Here is a 19017-nt window from a genome sequence, read left to right on the forward strand (position 1 = left end):
CAAGCGTGTCGGGTGGAGCGATGCTGCAGCAGATGGGTGTTTTCAGTTGATCGAGTTCGGCTGGGACTTGACCATCTTCAGAAACTCATCTTCCGGCAGGGGACGGCTGTAGAAAAAGCCCTGTGCCAGATGACAGCCGGCACTGTTCAGCTGATCGACCTGTGTCTGACTTTCAACCCCTTCGGCGATCAGATCCAGATTGAGTCCTCGGGCCATTGAGATGATTGCGGTGACGATGGAGTTGTCTCCCTTGGACTTGATGCCCTCGACAAAGGAGCGGTCCATTTTCAGGGTATTGATCGGCAGGGATTGCAGATAACCCAGGGAGGAGTAACCGGTACCGAAGTCGTCGATGGCGATCCGTATGCCTCGATGGGATAACCGGGAGAGGGTGTCGATGGCCTTTTCCATATCCTGCATGATGGCATGTTCGGTAATCTCAAGTTCCAGTACATTTCTATCCAGGTTATGACGCTTGATGATTGCCAGGGTTTTATTGACGAATTGGTCCATCTCCAATTGCTGCACTGATATATTCACCGACAGGCTCAGGCTGATGTTCTCCTCGGTCTGCCAGCGCTGCATATCCTGACAGGCTTTGCGCATTACCCACTCGCCCAGTGGTACGATCAGCCCTGACTCTTCAGCAACATTGATGAACTCATTGGGTTGTATGATGCCCTTATCCGGATGCTGCCATCTCACCAGTGCCTCCACACCCACGATCTTCTCCTCCATGGTGTTGTATTGAGGCTGATAGTAGATACAGAGTTCATCCGTGGAGATGGCTTTGCGCAGGCCGTTTTCGATGTCCAGGGAGGCGGCAAAATGGCTTTTCATCCTGTCCGAATAGAAGGCATAGCCGTTCTTACCTGAGTTTTTCACCTTGTACATGGCGATGTCGGCGTGTTTGATCAGGGAGTCTTTGGTGTCACCATCTGTTGGATAGACCGAGATACCGATACTGAAGCTGATAAAGATCTCTTCGTTTTTGATCAGAAAAGGTTCGGCGGTGAGGCGCAATATTTTCTCGGCCAGATTCCGCGCATCCTGAATGTCGTTGATCTCGGGTATCAACAGATTGAATTCGTCACCACCGACGCGTGCCAGGGTATCCGCTTCCCGCAGTTCACTGCGCAGACGCTGGCCCACCAGTTTCAGCAGTTCATCACCCACATAGTGGCCAAGCGAGTCGTTGATGATCTTGAAGCGATCCATATCCAGGTACATGACAACCAGCTTTTTACCGGTACGCTTGGAGTGGGCCATGGCCATGTTGAGGCGATCGCGGAACAGGGTTCGGTTGGGTAGATTGGTCAGCAGGTCATGGTGCAGCTGATACTTGATCAGCTCTTCCGCCTGTTTGCGCTCGGTGATGTCTCTGGCTACCCCATAGGTGCCGATAAAGGATTTCTGATTATCCTCATCGACCGAATAGATGCCGATCGAACTCAATTCGATGGGTACGGTTCTGGACTCAAAGTAGCGGGGACCATCGTTGATTTTACAGTTCAGTCTGAGTTCGGTACTGCGGGTGGCCCGATCACCGGTGCGCCGCTCGTTGAATGTGTAGTTGGCCTGATTGATATCCTCCTCAAAGATCAGTTTTGAGAAGTGTTGTCCAATAATCTCCTTGGCATCATATCCCAGCAATCCCTCCACCCGGTCGTTGATGAAGGCGAAGCGACCCTCCTGATCCAGCAGGTAGATCATGTCGGGTGAGTTGTTGACAATGAACTTATGCAGCGACTCCGATTCATTGAGGCGCTGACTGATCTGCTTATTCTCAATTTTGAGACGGCGATGATCGAGGGTGTTGTCAATGGTGCGCAACAACTCTTCAGGCTGGTAGGGTTTGCGCAGAAAATCCTTTGCCCCGTTGCGCAATGCCAAAGAGGCGTGATCAAAGGTGGCTTCACCACTGATGACCACAATATCGCAATCGATCGTGTACTGATCGATATGTTCCATCACCTTATGGCCATTCAGATCAGGCATGTTGAGATCGAGCAATATCAGGTCGAAGTTGTTGCTGTTGAGAAGCTCGATCGCCTCCCGCCCACTCTCTGCCAGGGTGATCTCATGTCCGGTAAATCTCAGAAGCTCCTTGAGACTGGCTCTGGCTCTGGGTTCGTCATCCGCTATCAGGATACGCGCATGCAGTTGCTGCTTGCGTCGCTCGCTGTTGGCGCTATTGGGTATGGTGGATAAATCACCCTCAATTCCCCGCCAAGGTGTTGGATAGTATGGATGCATTGTCTACTCTCGAGTCGAACGCGGTAAAAACAGCTGAAATCGGGTGCCGGAGCTGCTGTTGGAGGTGCAGTTCACCACCCCTGATAGTTCATCCATCAGGCTCTTGATTATGGCCAGTCCCAATCCTGAGTGACTGTTGTCCTTGGTACTTTTTCCTGGCAAAAACAGCTGATCCATAATCTCGGCATCGATTCCAGGGCCCGAGTCGACCACTTGGATTTCTATATGTGCCTTACCATTAAGATAGGCATTGTCCCTAGTGGCAATACTCAGTTTCCCTCCCTCTGGCATGGCTTCGACTGCATTTTTGATGAGATTGGTCAGTATCTGCTTGATATGGCCTCGCCGTGAAGTGATTAACGGGATATCGGGATCGAGATCCACCTCGGTATTGATGTTGTGAGTGGCAAACAGAGATGACTGAAAAAGCTTGTGAAGATCGTTGATTAGGGTATTGATATCCAAGCCTTTTTCCTGTTGTTCCAGCTCTTCTGGAATGTCACGCATACGCAGCAGGATCTTGCCCACCCGATTGATCTCATCCTTGATGATGTCCAACTCTTCCTGCGCCTCGTGATTTTCACCCAGTTTCATGCCGAGGATGTGCAGATAGTTGTTGATGATCCCCAGGGGATTGTTCGCCTCATGGACCACCTTGCGTGCCTCCAGGTGGAAGGTGGCGCGTTCATCCTCCAGAAGTTGCTGTTGGGATTTGCGCGTCTCCTGCTGACGCAGCAGTGTCTCACAAGCTTGCCGGGTGAACAGATGCAGCATGGGCAGCTGGGTTTCAAACAGCGGAAACTGATCTCTCTCCAGGCCGATCGCCAAAATTCCCAGCTTCTGTTGCTGTGCTGTCAGTGGCAGGTAGCAGAGGGCTTCACTGTCGATGAATCCCATCAACTGTTGGTCTGCGACAGTCAAGTTTGCTTGATGGGTCTCATCGTCTGTTGTGATCCGTATCTGCTTGTTAAAGGCCAGGGCAGCCAGGCTGCGATCCGTCTCTGTGCCGAAGCTCAGCTCTTCAAGCTGCTGCTGTCTGCCGCGTGAGGCGGGAGAGTAGGGGAGTAACAGGGCTTGTTCATCGGCTTTTAGCAGAAAACAGGCCCGTTTCAGTCCAAACAGCAGTTCAAGATCCCGATGAATCTGCTGCAGAGTGGTATGGCGGTCTGCTTTGTCTGGCGGTGGAGTGAGGCTGCCGCCAAACAGTGCGGCCTGTTCTACCCGCTCTGCAAGTGCAATCTTATGTGCGGCTGAATTTGCCTCATCGTCATCATCCAGCTCCACTTTCAGAAAAGGAATACCCAGGCTGCCTGCGCTCTCGGTCGCCTGCTTGAAGGAGTCGGTGGTCAGTTTCTCGATGACCGACTGATTTAAGCCGAACAGATTGTCGGCCTGGGCCAGTACGGCTTCTTCCGGCTTTGTCTCTCCCAGGGCGAGCTGACAACCAAGGTTGACCAGTTTCACCAGTGGGGCGCTATCCAAGATCCGATCCGCCGGCTCATACTGATAACGAAGCGCATCGGCCAGAAAACTGTGGAGTTGCCATTGATCGATCATCTGCGAGCCAATCATTGGATAGCTCACCCCGTATTGCTTCAATTCCTGTTTGAGCTGTTTTTCAATCTCTGAACTGGCATCGACCAGTTTTTGATATCCCTGAGCATCTTTCTGCAACAGGGCGAGCTGTCCCAAACGATGCAGCAGGCCGGCCAGGTAGGCCTCTTCAGGCATTTTGTAGGCAGTCAGGTCCGCCAGTGAGCGACACACAAATGCGCAGAACAGGGATCTGGACCAGATCAGATCAAGGCTCTGTCCAATGGTATCGCTCAGTTTGGAGAAATATTGTTGTACGGCGCTGTTGATGGCAATGGTTCTGACGCTGTTGATTCCCAGCACCACCAACATGTGATGCAGGCTGGTGAACTCGTTCCACTGCCGATAGAAAGGGGAGTTTGCCGCAGCCATAACCTGGGAGGTGATCGCTGCATCCTGCTGAATGATGGCACTCAACGATTCAAAACTGACATTGGGGTCATTACAGCTATCGATCAACTGAATGAGTATGGCTGGAGGGGATGGTAGATCGTAGAATTTTTCGTCGATCATCTTGTCTTGGTTCTGTGTGGTCACGTAAATACCAAGTTTATTATGGGGTTACGCCAGTATCTTGTGGTAATTAATAGCACTTAATCGAGTTGAATGAAAGCGTTTTCAAAGCATTGCATGATCTGAGTGTTGTTGTGGAGTTCCCATCGCCATCAATTCTGCGTCCATATCCTTAACATAATAGTGTCAGAATCCACTTCGGTCAGGTTCCTGATCTACATGGGAAGCAGGAATGCCTCTCCCCCACTCAGGCAGAAACAGGTTCCTAAAAAAAGAGCTGACGGAAAATTGCCTGGATGGATTCCCCTTGAGAGTCAAGAAATTGTCCTTTTCAATATGAGTAATTTTAACCAATTGAATTTAAAGGTAAAAATGTCTTCTATATGTGTGGCACTTTATTTGCATTCCATATTGAGTAGTCTCATTGAGGAATAAAAAATGGCAAATGAAGAAGCATCAGAAGAGCTGGATCTTGGCGAAGAGAAAAGCGGAAAATCCAAACTGATTATCATTATAGCCATTGTGGCGGTGTTGCTGATCGGTGGTGGTCTGGCAGCCTTTTTTCTGCTCGGTGGCGAAGAAGAGGCTACGGAAGAGGCCGCTGCCGAAGAGCAGGTGGAAGAGGAAAAGGGACCGGCACAATATCTCGATTTCAAACCTCCGTTCGTGGTCAACATGCCCGGACGCCCGAGTCTGCTGCAGATTGGCGTCAGTATCCGGGTCTATTCCGAGCCGATGGCCGAGTTCATCCGGCACAACGATCCGATGATCCGCCACCATCTGCTGGACCTGCTCTCCACCAAAGATGGCAAATCCCTGAAGACACGTGAAGCCAAAGAGGCACTGCAGGCAGAGATGCTTGAAGCACTCAACAAGGTCGTCAAAGAGTTGGAGGGTCCTGGCGAAGTGGATGGGATCTTTTTTACAAGTTTCGTGATGCAGTAATTCAACCCGATAGGAATACAAGATGAGTGCCAATGACCTGCTATCACAAGAAGAGATCGATGCCCTGTTGCACGGCGTTGACAGTGGCGATGTCGCCACAGAGTCCGATGTGTCGGAAGAGGGTGGCACCGTTTCTTACGATTTCACCAGTCAGGATCGAATCGTAAGAGGACGTCTGCCAACCCTTGAGATGATCAACGAGCGTTTTGCCAGGCTGTTCAGAACCAGTTTGTTCAACATGCTGAGAAGGACCGCCGATCTCTCCGTGTCCGGTATCCAGATGCAGAAGTTTTCAGAATTCGTACACAGTCTGTTTGTACCGACCAGTCTGAATATGATCAAAGTACCTCCATTAAGAGGCAAAGGCCTGTTTGTTTTGGATCCCAAGCTGGTGTTCAGCGTGGTAGACAACTATTTTGGCGGTTCAGGCCGTTTCCATACCAAGATCGAAGGTCGTGATTTCACGCCAACGGAAAACCGGGTAATTCAGCTGTTGCTGAGCAGCGCCTTCGAGGACCTCAAAGCGGCCTGGAAACCGGTATTCCAGGTCGATTTTGAATACAGCGGTTCAGAGGTCAATCCCCAGTTCGCCAATATCGTCAGCCCATCGGAAGTGGTTGTCGTCACCTCCTTTCATGTGGATCTGGAAAATGGTGGCGGTGACTTTCATATCTGTATGCCCTATTCGATGCTGGAACCGATCAGAGAGCTGCTGGATGCCGGTGTACAGAGTGACCGGGGTGAGCGGGATGAGCGCTGGGAGCGCTCTTTGAAAGAGGAGATTCTGGCCGCCAAGGTTGAGCTCTGCAGCAGCCTTACCGAGGTGCAGATGAGCCTCCAGCAACTCGCCGAATTACAGGCGGGGGATGTGATTCCAATTGAGATGCCTGAAGAGGTTGAAGTGGAAGCGGCGGATGTTCCGGTGTTTCGCGCCAAGCTGGGTGTTTCCGATGGCAATTACGCCTTGAAGATCAGTGAGTGGATAGTCAGCAATCAACGCAAAGGGTTGCATGATTATCTGGATATGGAGCAAGAGGCCTGAGCGGTCTGCCGGCAGCGTGGCCGGTACAGCGCAGCAGTCAGACTGCTTTCAATGGCTTAGGTTGAATCCCCAAAGAGGGTAAAAAGATGAGTGATGAGAAAAGTGTAGATCCCAATGAAGCATTAGCGGATGAATGGGCTGCTGCTCTCGAAGATCAGGCGGATGGTGAACAATCAACTGGAACTGAAGCGGCCAGCTTTGATGAGTTGACCGATGAAGCTGTCTCTACGGGCAGTGTCAATATGGACGCCATTCTGGATGTGCCGGTAACCATCTCAATGGAGATCGGACGGACCAAGATCAACATTCGGAATCTACTGCAGCTTAATCAGGGCTCGGTGGTTGAGCTGGATCGGCTGGCTGGTGAACCGATGGATGTGTTGGTCAACGGTACCCTGATTGCACAGGGCGAAGTGGTGGTGGTGAATGAGAAGTTCGGTTTACGCCTGACTGACATCATCAGTCCTTCCGAGCGGGTCAAGAGGTTAAGTTGATGTGCCGTTGGCTGCTCATTGGTCTCTTTTTCAGCAATGCCTTGATGGCAGCGGAAGAGGGCAACAAGCAGATTGGCGTCAATGTTTCGTCAATTGGTGCTGAAGGTCTGTTGAATACATTCAGTGGCCTGTTGGTGGTATTGGCCGTGATCGTCGGCGCCGCCTGGCTGTTCAAACGCTATGGGCAGCTTTCGATGGGTGGCAAGGGCATGGTCAGAGTGCTTGGTGGTGCTTCGGTCGGCAGCCGTGAACGCGTGGTGGTGGTTGAGGTTGAAGATACCCGGGTGTTGCTCGGCGTGGCGCCAGGGCAGGTTCGGATGCTGCATCTGCTGAGTGATGACTCCCCCAGTTTCCGTGAGCAGTTGCAAGGGTTGGAGCAGCAGGAGCCTGCCGACAACCAGCAGAGCGAGCCGTCACAATGAAAGTTTGGATACTCTTCATCGGTTTGCTGATCACTGGTCTGGTCGAGGCCGCACCTGGTGTGGATGCCTTCAGCGTCGCGCCCGATGGGGAGGGTGGGCAGACCTATACCCTGACCATTCAGGTACTGCTCTTCATGACCGCCCTGACCCTGCTACCCGGGGCATTGATGATGATGACCTCGTTTGCCAGGATCATCATCGTACTGGCAATCCTGAGACAGGCGCTGGGTACTCAAAGTACTCCGTCTAATCAGATTCTCATCGGGCTGGCGCTGTTTTTGACTCTGTTCATCATGATGCCGGTCTTCAATGAGGTGAATCAGACCGCACTGCAACCCTATCTGTCTGAAGAGATGAATACCATGCAGGCACTAGAGGCGGCGGCGGAACCGGTCAAGTCTTTCATGCTGGCGCAGACAAGAGAAGATGACCTGGCGCTGTTTGCCAGAATCGGAAATTTTGGTGAATTCAATGGACCGGAAGAGGTGCCATTCAGTCTGCTGCTGCCATCCTTTGCCACCAGCGAATTGAAAACCGGATTTCAGATCGGTTTCCTGCTGTTCATTCCTTTCCTGGTGATCGATCTGGTGGTGGCCAGTATTCTGATGTCGATGGGCATGATGATGCTGTCACCGATGATTATCTCTTTACCGTTCAAGATTATGTTGTTTGTACTGATCGATGGCTGGGCCCTGGTGTTCGGTACCCTGGCATCGAGTTTTCAGATATAGGCAGGAGGTAGACCCATGAGTCCTGACATCGTAATGGCCATCGGACAGAACAGCCTCGAGATCATCGGTCTGCTTTCAGGCATGGTGCTGCTGCCCGCACTCGCTGTTGGTTTGATCATCGCCATGTTTCAGGCGGCAACCCAGATCAATGAGATGACCCTGACATTCATCCCCAAGCTGGTGGTTTCCGGACTGGTGCTGATGTGGGCGGGGAACTGGATGTTACAGCTGCTGATGAATTTCTCAATCAACCTGATTGAGAGTATTCCCGAATTGATTCTTTAGGCAGAGAGGGATACGCCGGGAGCTTGGTGAAAAATCATGATCTTCAGTGAAGCTCAACTCAATGCCTTGATCGCCACCTATTTCTGGCCGATGGTGCGTATCAGCGCCATGCTGCTCGCCGCTCCCCTGTTCAGCTCACGCCAGGTTCCGGCACGCCTGAGACTGGTGCTGATGATGATGATCGCTTTTCTGGTTGCCCCGACTCTGCCTGAGATGCCGCCGGCGGATGTGCTCAGCCACAGTGGCTTGATCATCATGCTTCAGCAGTTGTTGATCGGCATCATGATGGGTTTCATTCTGCAGATGGTTTTTGGCGCACTGGTGTTTGGCGGGCAGGTGATTGCCTACAGCATGGGGCTGGGTTTTGCCTCCATGGTCGATCCGGCCAATGGTGTGCAGGTGCCTGTGGTCTCCCAGTTCTACCTGATTCTGGCTACCTTGTTGTTTCTCATCTTCAACGGACATCTGCACGCCATCGAACTGGTGGCGGACAGTTTTATCACCATGCCGGTGGCGATGGACGGCATCTCACGCAACAACTTGCTTGATCTGGTTGCCTGGGGCAGTCGACTTTTTGCCGGTGGCCTGATCATCGCGCTGCCGATTGTCGGCGCCATGCTGATGGTCAACATGGGCATGGGTGTGGTGATGCGTGCCGCACCTCAGCTGAATATCTTTTCAGTCGGTTTTCCCATCACCATGTTACTGGGTTTCGCGTTGATTTGGGTGAGTCTGCCCAACGCGATGTCTGTCTTCACCGATCTGCAGGATGAGGCTTTCCAGCATCTGATGCAGACACTGCGGATTGCGAGGTGAAGCATGGCTGAAAATGAGAATGGCCAGGAAAAAACAGAACAACCCTCGGCGAAAAAACTTGCGGACGCAAAACGCAAAGGTCAGGTACCCCGCTCCCGTGAACTGAACAGCATGGCCGTGACCATGGCCGGTGTTATCAGCCTGGTGGTGATGAGTGGTTCTGTGGGTGATTCGGTATCCGAGATGATGAGTCAAAGTTTCGTCATTACCCGGGAGCAGATGTTCGATATCGGCTCCATGACCACTCGCCTGGGTGAGGGGATAGGCCAGGCCTTTTTTGCTTTGATCCCGTTTTTCCTGATGGTGATTCTGGCTGCCATCTTCAGTTCCATTGCTTTAGGCGGTTTCTCAATCAGCGGGGAATCCATGACCCCGAAATTGAGTAAACTGAGTCCGTTAAAAGGATTGAAGCGGGTGTTTTCCGCCAAAGGCCTGGTGGAGATGTTCAAGGCGATGGCGAAGTTTGTGCTGATCGGCGGTACCACCGTGTTTCTGTTATATACCTCCCTGGAACAGTTTCTGGCGTTACACAACATGGAAATATCACCGGCGCTGCAACATCTCAACTCGCTCATCGGCTGGTCGGTTATTTTGATGAGTACCACGATGATTCTGATTGCGGCAATCGATGTGCCATTTCAGCTCTGGGATCACAAGCGTCAACTGAAGATGACACGCCAGGAAGTCCGGGATGAGATGAAGGAGACCGAAGGTCGGCCGGAAGTGAAAGGCCGGATTCGTCAACTGCAGCGTGAGATGGCGCAGCGACGGATGATGCAGGAAGTACCGCAGGCGGATGTGATCGTCACCAACCCGACTCACTATGCGGTGGCTTTGAAGTATGATCCGGAGACCATGCATGCGCCGAAACTGGTTGCCAAGGGTGTCGACCTGATCGCGCAGAACATCCGAAAGGTTGGCGGTGAGGCCAATGTGCCGGTTGTTGAATCACCGCTGTTGGCCAGAGCAATCTATTTCCATACAGAATTGGATACCTTCATCCCGGCCGGTCTCTATATGGCGGTGGCCAGGCTGTTGGCTTATGTATTCCAACTCAAAGCCTACAGCACAGAAGGTGGCATCTATCCTGAGATGCCTGACGATATCGATGTGCCGGAAGAGTACCGGCACAGTGAGTGAGATTAACCAGAGTGTCGCATAAAGCGGAACAGATAGATGGATAACACAACAATCTTAGACAACGTCAAACAGTTTGGGGCCCGAGGCCTGGGTGCGCCATTGGTCCTGCTGATGTTGTTGGCGATGTTGGTTATCCCATTGCCACCGATAGCCCTGGATCTGTTTTTCACCTTCAACATCACCCTCTCCCTGGTGGTGATGCTGGTTGTCGTCTACACAAAACGCCCGCTGGAGTTTTCAGTTTTTCCCAGCATGTTGTTGATCGCCACACTGTTGCGCCTGGCATTGAATGTGGCGTCGACCCGGGTGGTGCTGCTGGAGGGGCATACTGGTGGTGATGCGGCGGGTAAGGTGATCGAGGCATTCGGCGCATTTGTTATCGGTGGTAACTATGCGGTCGGTCTGGTGGTGTTCCTGATCCTGGTGATCATCAACTTCGTGGTGGTCACCAAGGGTGCGGGCCGGGTATCGGAAGTCAGTGCGCGGTTTACCCTGGATGCGATGCCCGGTAAGCAGATGGCCATCGATGCGGATCTCAACTCGGGTCTGATCGATCAGGATGAAGCCCGCACACGTCGTGAGGATGTGGCGCGGGAAGCCGACTTTTACGGGGCGATGGATGGTGCCAGTAAGTTCGTTCGTGGTGATGCCATCGCCGGTATTCTGATCCTCTTCATCAACATCATCGGCGGCCTCTCGATCGGTATGGCTCAGCACGATCTGGCCTTCTCCACAGCACTGCAGAACTATGTGCTGCTGACCATCGGTGACGGCCTGGTTGCGCAGATCCCCTCGCTGCTGCTCTCTACCTCTGCGGCGATCATCGTTACCCGGGTGGCGAGTACCCAGGATGTGGGTGGGCAGATTATCAGTCAGCTGTTCACCAGCCCCAAGGCGCTGGCGGTCGCTGCAACCGTCTTGCTGTTGATGGGTGTGATTCCCGGTATGCCCAATTTTGCTTTTCTTACCCTTGCTGCTGCGGCGGGCGGTGCCGCCTGGCTGATCTGGCAGCGTCAACAGGAGCCGGAAGAGGAGATGTTGATCGAAGAGCCGGTTGAGCAACCTGAGCAGCGGGATCTGAGTTGGGAGGATGTGCAGCCGGTCGACCTGGTGGGGCTCGAAGTTGGCTATCGTCTGATACCTCTGGTTGACCGTAACCAGGGCGGTCAGCTGATGAACCGTATCAAAGGGGTTCGCCGGAAACTCTCCCAGGAGCTCGGTTTCCTGATACCTTCTGTGCACATACGGGATAACCTGGATCTGTCGCCAAACAGCTATCGGATTTCGCTCAACGGTGTGGTAGTCGCTGAAGTGGAGATCTTTCCGGATCGTGAACTGGCAATCAATCCGGGACAGGTATTCGGTCAACTGCCGGGAACGCCCACCAAGGATCCCACCTTCGGTCTGGATGCGGTATGGGTCGATCCGGAGCAGAAGGATCATGCACAGACACTGGGCTATACCGTGGTGGATGCAAGTACCGTGGTGGCAACCCATTTGAGTGAAATCCTCCAGTCCCAGGCGAATGAACTGCTCGGTCATGAAGAGACCCAGCAGTTACTCGATATGCTGGCCCGTACTACCCCGAAACTGGTTGAGGACCTGGTGCCGAAGACCCTGTCATTGAGCGTTGTCACCAAGATCCTACAGAATCTGTTGTCGGAGCATGTGCCGATTCGGGATTTCCGCACCATTGCCGAGACACTGGCTGAGCAATCCACCAGAACCCAGGATCCCGGCGCATTGACAGCGGCTGTACGAGTGGCCTTGTCCAGGGGCATAGTACAGAAGCTGATCGGTACCACCGATGAGATTCCAGTTGCGGTGCTGGATCCAGGTCTGGAGCAGTTGTTACAACGTACATTGCAATCCTCGGAAGAGGGGCAGGCCGGTTTCGAGCCTGGCCTGGCAGAAAGGCTGCAGACCGCATTGGCGGAGACTCACGCCTCAATGGAGGCGCAAGGTCAGCAGAGTGTTCTGCTGGTGGCCGCGCCCATCCGTGCCTGGATGGCCCGTTTTGCCAAGCATACGGCGCCGGGAATGCATATTCTCTCGTATAACGAAGTGCCGGATAATCGGCAGATCAAAGTGATTTCAACCATAGGAAATGGTGAAGCTACGGTAAGTGCTTAGTGTCATGTGAATTTTAAACTGGTATCAGACTATGCCGTTTTCTGATGTTATTGAATTTTAATTTGGGCTTTTGCACACATCATTGATGTGCGATTCTCCAATGCGTTCATTAGGAATCATTACCAAGCCGATCAACGCAAGAGACTTCAAAATTGCCGAGATTATAGTGCCTTAAGGTGTGCCGAGATCCGTTGGAAATTAGCTGCCATCTTTCATATGCCCTGCCTAGATCTATTGCCTGAATTTCAAGAAATCCATCAGAATATGCCCCTAGCGACTACATGTCGTACACCATAAGGCTCTTGTTGATCATAAGTTTAAAATCTGATTGACCGGCTATCAAATGACAAGCAGAAATTATAAAAACTTTATGTATCGATAGCTGGTTGCTATTTGGAAGCCTGCAAACCCGCAAGAAGCGGCTAGGGTAATTCCCTATATCCAGGTGCGAGCGTTTATCAATAGTATTAGACAAGCTATCAATCTTATGTTCGTTCCAAGGAGGGAAGAATGTCACTCGCAGCCAATAGTTTAAATACACTAGCCGGACATGTGGCGGCCTCCCTGCCTCAATCGAGTTCAGCTGCCGCGCAAAACCCAGGTATGAAACTTTTTGTGAGAGCCTTAAACAGTTCTCAAAAAGAGACGCTGGTAAAACGGCAGTTCGATCAGACCACCTCTAACCAACGTTCAGAATTGGCGGATGGGTTCGTCAGTGCGGCTGGGGAAGAGGGCATCAATCAATTTGCCGAGAGCATAGATGGGCAATATGCATTGAAAACAGTATACGGCCATGCTGGAAAAGAGAGTCGTAGCTTTATGGAAGCGGTGTATGAGCGGCAAGGTAGTACTGCTGTTAACTACACTCATAATGAAACTGCAGAGCAGGCGGTAGGAGACAGGATACTACCCATAGCTGGAACCGTTAACACCTTTAGTAGTGGAGCTGGGGCTGCATTGCTGACTTCTTCAGTAAAGCTAGTTGATAGCATAGAAAACTATGATGGGTATCTTAAGCAATACGAAGACCTAAGAAATCACAAAGCTGCACCGGTAACGATTGCAAAAAAAGAACAGGAATTGGCCCGGGCTTTCGATGAAATGAGTGGCGCACTGAAGGACAAGAAACAACCGCTGCTTGAAAGAAATAGCTTTGGTACAAAAAGAACATCAACCAAAACGGTCGGGTTGTCAGGGAATCAGTTCCGGTGAGTAACTGCGATGATGCTCAAAAATTGATGAAGTTTGCTAAATTAGGGAGAATAGCAGGCCCTGCATTAATTGTGATAGATGGTGTTTTTCGTGCGAAGAGTGTCATAGAAAATTACAATTCTAATGATCCATCTTGGAAGCGTGAGGCAGTGGTTCAGTCAGTCGGTTTTACAGCCGGTATGGCGGCAGGTGTGGTGATAGGAGCGGCGATTGCTTTTTCACCTATTGGACTTGTTGCAGGCGTGGTTGTTGGCGGTGCCGCAGCAATTGGTGCCGACATTGGTGTTAAAGTAGTTGCTGAAAAAATTTACGATTGGTTTAAAACACGTAGTTAAATGTGGGAATTATATTATTCATTTTTTGGTGTTGGAAATGTGGCGTTAATAATTTTAAGTCTTGTTGTTTCTCGAGTAACATTGTATCGGCATGCATGTAAGCTTCTAAAAGACCACCCGCTCGGTAGAATCCATAAATGTACCAGTATTGGCTTTTCTCGCACTATTCGACTTATTCTTTCATGCGTGCTTCCTAACCACATCCAGGATCCGATATATAACAGTGAATTTAAAATCTCACAATATGCTACCTATCTCGAAAAACTAATTGCCTACACTTTCGTTATTAGTATGTCAGTGTTTTATGTGTGTGTTATTTTTTATTTGTTAACGAAGTGGCTAGATCTACTGGAATGGACGGTATGAGACAGTCTTCTCCACAAAATATTAAAAAATGTAATAAAAATACACTGATTTTTTATCGAGGCTTACGTATATAATAACTTCCTTTGGCAACATGATAAAGCTGAACGTGAGCTTCATCACATCTATGGAGCGAAGCTATAAACTGTTCTGGTTCTATATCTTAATAGAGGGGTGTTTAGTTAATGCTAAAGAAGGTACTGTAATCAATAATTCATTGAAGATTAGGGCTACTAATAATTAAACGCTGGCTGTAAACTATTGCTTTTATTTATATATCCTAGAAGCGTTGCAGGAAGCTAATTCTTGTTCAATCTGACTAATCAACATATAATCGGTCTCTTCATAAAACCTAGAGAGGTTCAAAGGATTGATCAATCAACCACGGATAGGTGCTAACCCTAGCTAGGGCAATTCCGGATTTCCCAACACCTCCGTTAGGCATACAGTAAAGTCGTCATCTAAATAAACTGGGTGACGATCGAAAAGGATGCAGGCATGGAAGCTGATTCGATGCCGCTGATTAAAAATATTTAAATATTTGTAATTATTAGGAGAAAGGATATGGGTTTTCTCAGTTCAGTTGGTGGAATGGTCGGTGGCGTTGTTGGGGGTATGTTTGGTGGCCCCATTGGTGCGCAGATTGGAAAAATGCTTGGTGGAATGATTGGACAACAACTTGAGCAGTTGATGAGCCAGTTTGGTCAGCAAAATGTTGCTGGAGGATTAGCGAACTGTATACAGCAGGATGCAGCTAATGTAGCTAACCAACATGTCGAGAACTGTGGATTACCAAAGTTTATACAAGATGAGATGAAGCAGTTTATCCAGGATTGGATGAAAGATAATATGCAGGATGTTCCATCAGAATGTCAACAGGGATGTAACGGAGTATATGATCAGGCGACTTCTCAATCACAGCAGTCTGGTTATGATAATTGTACGAGAACACAAGGTGCTGGACATACAAATGCCGCTTATAGTTGTGCTGAAAATGAACAAGATGAAGAAAAGAATGGCAGTGATGGTAATTGGTTAGTAGCTCTTGCTGGCTCGCTTGCTAAAGTTCAACAGAAATTCTTGACTGCTGCAATGAAGAACATGGATACCATGAAAGAGAATGGTAGTGCGGCAGTATCTGGTGGAGATAAATCAGCAGAACAACAAGAAGCTCAACGAAATCAATTTTTAGAAGCTCAATCGCAATACCAGGCTAATATGCAGATGTTTAATATGGTAGCAAATATGACTGCTACATCACTTAAATCACTTGGTGAAGGTTTAACTTCAATAGCCCGTAAGCAATAATAGCTTATTAGATAGATTAAATGCTAGAGAGCTAGACGCTCTCTGGCATTTTACTATCCATAACATTGAACATGATTTTATGAGTATAAATTTTGTTAAGTATGTTGTTATCGCTTTGCTTCTAATGCTGCTATCTTCGTGTGGTGGTGGATCAGGTGGGGATGCTGAAAATTCTGAACAGTCAAATGATCAAAGTGTCAATAATAATTTAACAGGGTATTTGTTTTCTGAAGAGTCTGGGGATAAGGCATACTTAGTAGATTTGTCGACAGGAATTGCATCCATAATCCCAAATACAGACTGGGAAAATCAAGATGAAAGATTTCCTTACGGTATTGCGAGATATTACAAGTACTCAGTACAAAACAGTAATTCTCAGTTTGTAGGGTTGGCGGTAAATTGCAAAGGAGAAAATCCAGATCCTCTAGCTACTAGTATGTCTTGCATTTTCTTCCAAGATTATTCGGGTAATTATTTGGGCCAGATTGATTTGTTATATGATGTCTCAAATGTAGAGCTTTCACCAGATGGTCAATACTTGGCATTATTTAGAAATTTTAATCCTGGTGTATCAGGCCAAGAATGGTTTGAAGTTTTTACTATAGATGGAAGATTCCTTAGTGATAGAAGGTTACGAGCAAGGAATATTCAATGGCTTTTTAGTGGGGGTATTGTCTATGGTGATGGGAGACGTTTCGTATTTACCAAACCATATTCGACGGATACTGACTACAGCTTAATATTACCAGATAGCATCGGCGATGGGTGGATATCAGATTTTGATACTAGTAGCGATCAGTCTCAAATTGTTTTTACTTATGCATCAGAGAGTACGGCATTTACATCAGTTGAGGCAAAACTCTATATAATGAATACTGATGGCACAAATGTTAGATTACTCGCGGATGTTCCTGCGAATGAGACAGCTAACATTACTGATCCAACTTGGTCGCCAAATGGAAATTGGATTATTTTAGAAGAAGGAAATATTGAGGGGCAAGATCAAAATGTTCCAGGAACCGCAGGGTATATATATATTGTACCTTCAGAAAATCTAGGTAAGGTTTTTATACTAAGTGTTGATGATAGTAAAAGATCACAGGAAGTAATTCAGGTATGGCATGATCAAGATGGTGCGGGACCTAGTGAGACCCTCTCACTAAGATCATCTGGTCGGAGGTATGAATGGATACCTTGACCAAAATGTTAATAGACAATCAATAAAAAATAACATATGCGCATGTCACCTTAGCTTGCTTTCAAGATCACGTGCAAAATAAAAATACCGCTTTGTGTCACTATTATAGAGTATAAGGATTTGGTGTGCATAATCTCCTGTACTGTAAAATAATAAATCTTATTATTAGTCTGTTTGTTTAGTCTGGATCCTGTTGAATTAAAGTGGTCAAAGCCATTTATCAAAAAAAGTTTTGAAAAAGTGTGTTAACCCCATTAATTGCAAATGCAGCTTTCTAGAATGCAGAAAATGAATGTGATGATAATAGAGAAGGTGGAGGGATCGAAGGGAATTGGTTGGTTGCACTAGCGTGTACTTTAGCAAAAGTGGAGCAACTCAAGGTGGTAATGACTCACAATCAGCTGAGGATAAAGAGAAGCAAAGAAATGAATTTCTTGAAGATAAGTCTCAGTACCAAGCAAACATGCAGATGTTTAATATGGTTGCAAATATGACTGCGACATATCTTAAGTCATTGGGCGAGGGTCTTACTTTAATAGCACGTAAGCAATAATAAAAATATCGATCCTTACTTGGCACACCAGAGGCTATACCAGCCTCTGGTTTTATTTTGTTAAAGGAAAATATGATGTTATATAAACGGTATTTTTTACTAAATTGTGTGGCTTTAGTGTTTATAACTTCATGTGGTGGGGGTAGTGGAAGTGGTGATGATGCTGGGTCACCGAATTCTAATTCATCTAATGATGAGTTGTCAGGTTACTTGTTTTCACAAGATACAGGGAATTACGCCTATTTAATTGACGCATTATCAGGAACAGCAAGAGTAATTGCTAATACAGATTGGTCCAACCAAAAAAGCCGATTTCCAGGTGGACTTGTTAAATTTAGAAAGAGGGCAATACAAAACGATCACAATTATTTTCTCGTAAATGCGATACATTGTAAGAAAGAAAATGAAGATGCATTGTCGAGGGATATGTCTTGTATATATCTGCAGGATTATAATGGTAACTTTATAGATGGATTTGATTTGCTACATGATGTATATGAATTACAAATGTCATACGATTATCAATATATAGCACTTTTTAGAGATTTTAATCCTGGATCAACTGATCAAGAGTGGTTTGAAATTTATACGATAAATGGAGATCTTCTCAGTTATAGAAGAATGGAGAGTAGAAAGATAAGATGGTTTAGAGATGGGCGAATTATGTACCTTGATGGTACAAGGTTTGTAATAACTAAGCCATACTCTACCGAAGGCGATCAAACAATGACATTGCCAGATAATATTAGTAATGGTGGATGGTTAAGTGATTTTGATATAAGTAACGATGAAATGAAAATAGTATTTACTATTGCTTCAGATTCAACGGCTTTCACGTCAATAGTGGCAAAAGCTTATGTAATGGATATAGATGGAACAAATATTAGATTACTGGCTGATGTTCCTGAGGGTGATCCTAAAATAACATCTCCATCTTGGTCGCCTGATGGGCGCTGGATACTACTTGAAGAGGGATATGTTACAGGACAAGATCGTGATGTGTTAGGTGCTTCAGGAAATCTTTATGTTGTTCCTGCTGAAAATCAAGGAAAAGTATATATGCTGTCTACAGTACCTGGAGAGAGAAACAAAGAGGTAATACCATTTATGCATGATATTGATGGGCCCGGTTCATCAACGGTTTTTGATACAAAATCCTATGGTGAAGCGTTTGAATGGATACCATAAAAGGCTTTGACACTTTTAATCATTTAACCCCTTTAATCACTTTAATCATACAAACTCATCTTGATATTGGATTGAATATTCCAATATCAAACTGGAATAATTGTAGATGAAATACAAGTGTATGTGTCATCTAATTCTGTCAGTGTTACCCCTAGTGATATGAAAGGCATTATTTCTTTATAGTTGATTCAATAGTGATGGGTGTCTGGGTTATTGTAGGCAATCATTTGCAAAAGATGATGCAAGCTCAGGATAAAATGGAAAAATCGTCGGTTTCAGATGCAGACCTTAAAGGAAAGTCTGATGATGAAAAAGCGCAAATAAAGCAGGAAAAAGGTAAAGATTTCACTAAGGCGCAAGCAGAATTTCAAGCTGAGGCGAAGTTATTCGCAATGTGCTCAGAAGCAACTTCAACTGTATTGAAATCTGTAGGTGAAGGTCTTTCCTCAATGGCAAGAAAACAGTAAGTTTTATCACTATATACGTATCA

General features: G+C 47.8%; 18 protein-coding genes. 16 read left to right on the top strand and 2 right to left on the bottom strand.

The genetic code is table 11. The annotated features are described in order from the left end of the window. Nucleotides 1–42: 42 nt before the first annotated feature. Both A3193_RS18695 and A3193_RS18700 read right to left on the bottom strand, forming a co-directional pair. Nucleotides 43–2256 (bottom strand): EAL domain-containing protein, encoded by a 2214-nt coding sequence (locus tag A3193_RS18695; RefSeq protein ID WP_069015570.1) that lies wholly within the window; start codon nt 2254–2256, stop codon nt 43–45. 3 nt (nt 2257–2259) lie between these two features. After that, nucleotides 2260–4362 (bottom strand): HDOD domain-containing protein, encoded by a 2103-nt coding sequence (locus A3193_RS18700; RefSeq protein ID WP_141694804.1) that lies wholly within the window; start codon nt 4360–4362, stop codon nt 2260–2262. A 438-nt stretch (nt 4363–4800) separates the two neighbouring features. Between A3193_RS18700 and A3193_RS18710 the strand changes: the two genes are divergently transcribed. The 16 genes from A3193_RS18710 to A3193_RS18785 all read left to right on the top strand — a co-directional run bounded on the left by A3193_RS18710 (nt 4801) and on the right by A3193_RS18785 (nt 18994). After that, complete coding sequence (locus A3193_RS18710) at nt 4801–5307, top strand: flagellar basal body-associated FliL family protein (RefSeq protein ID WP_069006478.1); 507 nt, start codon at nt 4801–4803, stop codon at nt 5305–5307. 22 nt (nt 5308–5329) lie between these two features. After that, a complete protein-coding gene (gene fliM / locus A3193_RS18715) occupies nt 5330–6349 on the top strand; it encodes a flagellar motor switch protein FliM (RefSeq protein WP_069006477.1) in 1020 nt (339 codons plus the stop codon). An 86-nt stretch (nt 6350–6435) separates the two neighbouring features. After that, nucleotides 6436–6843, top strand: a complete 408-nt coding sequence (fliN, locus tag A3193_RS18720; RefSeq protein ID WP_069006476.1) for a flagellar motor switch protein FliN — start codon at nt 6436–6438, stop codon at nt 6841–6843. Further along, nucleotides 6843–7265: a flagellar biosynthetic protein FliO gene (gene fliO, locus A3193_RS18725; RefSeq protein WP_069006475.1), complete on the top strand. Its 423-nt coding sequence runs from the start codon at nt 6843–6845 to the stop codon at nt 7263–7265. Before fliN ends, fliO begins: the two co-directional genes overlap by 1 nt. Beyond that, entirely contained in the window at nt 7262–7996 is a 735-nt protein-coding gene (fliP, locus tag A3193_RS18730) for a flagellar type III secretion system pore protein FliP (RefSeq protein ID WP_069006474.1), read from the top strand. The genes fliO and fliP overlap by 4 nt, the downstream gene beginning before the upstream one ends. 15 nt (nt 7997–8011) lie before the next feature. Beyond that, entirely contained in the window at nt 8012–8281 is a 270-nt protein-coding gene (fliQ, locus tag A3193_RS18735) for a flagellar biosynthesis protein FliQ (RefSeq protein WP_069006473.1), read from the top strand. A gap of 36 nt (nt 8282–8317) precedes the next feature. Further along, nucleotides 8318–9097, top strand: a complete 780-nt coding sequence (gene fliR, locus A3193_RS18740; protein ID WP_069015573.1) for a flagellar biosynthetic protein FliR — start codon at nt 8318–8320, stop codon at nt 9095–9097. Between the two features lie 3 nt (nt 9098–9100). Further along, a complete protein-coding gene (gene flhB, locus A3193_RS18745) occupies nt 9101–10237 on the top strand; it encodes a flagellar biosynthesis protein FlhB (protein ID WP_069015574.1) in 1137 nt (378 codons plus the stop codon). A 36-nt stretch (nt 10238–10273) separates the two neighbouring features. After that, nucleotides 10274–12370: a flagellar biosynthesis protein FlhA gene (flhA, locus tag A3193_RS18750; RefSeq protein WP_069015575.1), complete on the top strand. Its 2097-nt coding sequence runs from the start codon at nt 10274–10276 to the stop codon at nt 12368–12370. 510 nt (nt 12371–12880) lie between these two features. Continuing rightward, entirely contained in the window at nt 12881–13582 is a 702-nt protein-coding gene (locus tag A3193_RS18755; protein WP_069015576.1) for a hypothetical protein, read from the top strand. Beyond that, entirely contained in the window at nt 13579–13917 is a 339-nt protein-coding gene (locus A3193_RS18760; protein ID WP_069015577.1) for a hypothetical protein, read from the top strand. Before A3193_RS18755 ends, A3193_RS18760 begins: the two co-directional genes overlap by 4 nt. Nucleotides 13918–14844: 927 nt before the next feature. After that, nucleotides 14845–15588, top strand: a complete 744-nt coding sequence (locus tag A3193_RS18765; protein ID WP_069015578.1) for a hypothetical protein — start codon at nt 14845–14847, stop codon at nt 15586–15588. Between the two features lie 79 nt (nt 15589–15667). Then, the gene (locus A3193_RS18770) at nt 15668–16786 is read left to right on the top strand and encodes a PD40 domain-containing protein (protein ID WP_069015579.1); all 1119 of its coding nucleotides are present in this window, start codon (nt 15668–15670) and stop codon (nt 16784–16786) included. Nucleotides 16787–17135: 349 nt separating this feature from the next. After that, a complete protein-coding gene (locus tag A3193_RS18775) occupies nt 17136–17339 on the top strand; it encodes a hypothetical protein (protein ID WP_069015580.1) in 204 nt (67 codons plus the stop codon). Between the two features lie 75 nt (nt 17340–17414). Beyond that, complete coding sequence (locus A3193_RS18780; RefSeq protein ID WP_141694634.1) at nt 17415–18527, top strand: TolB family protein; 1113 nt, start codon at nt 17415–17417, stop codon at nt 18525–18527. Between the two features lie 197 nt (nt 18528–18724). Further along, nucleotides 18725–18994 carry a hypothetical protein gene (locus tag A3193_RS18785; protein WP_069015582.1) on the top strand — a complete coding sequence of 90 codons (270 nt, stop codon included), beginning with the start codon at nt 18725–18727 and terminating at the stop codon, nt 18992–18994. Nucleotides 18995–19017: the final 23 nt, after the last annotated feature.

Origin of the sequence: Candidatus Thiodiazotropha endoloripes (assembly GCF_001708965.1) — a bacterium.
GTDB lineage: Bacteria > Pseudomonadota > Gammaproteobacteria > Chromatiales > Chromatiaceae > Thiodiazotropha > Thiodiazotropha endoloripes.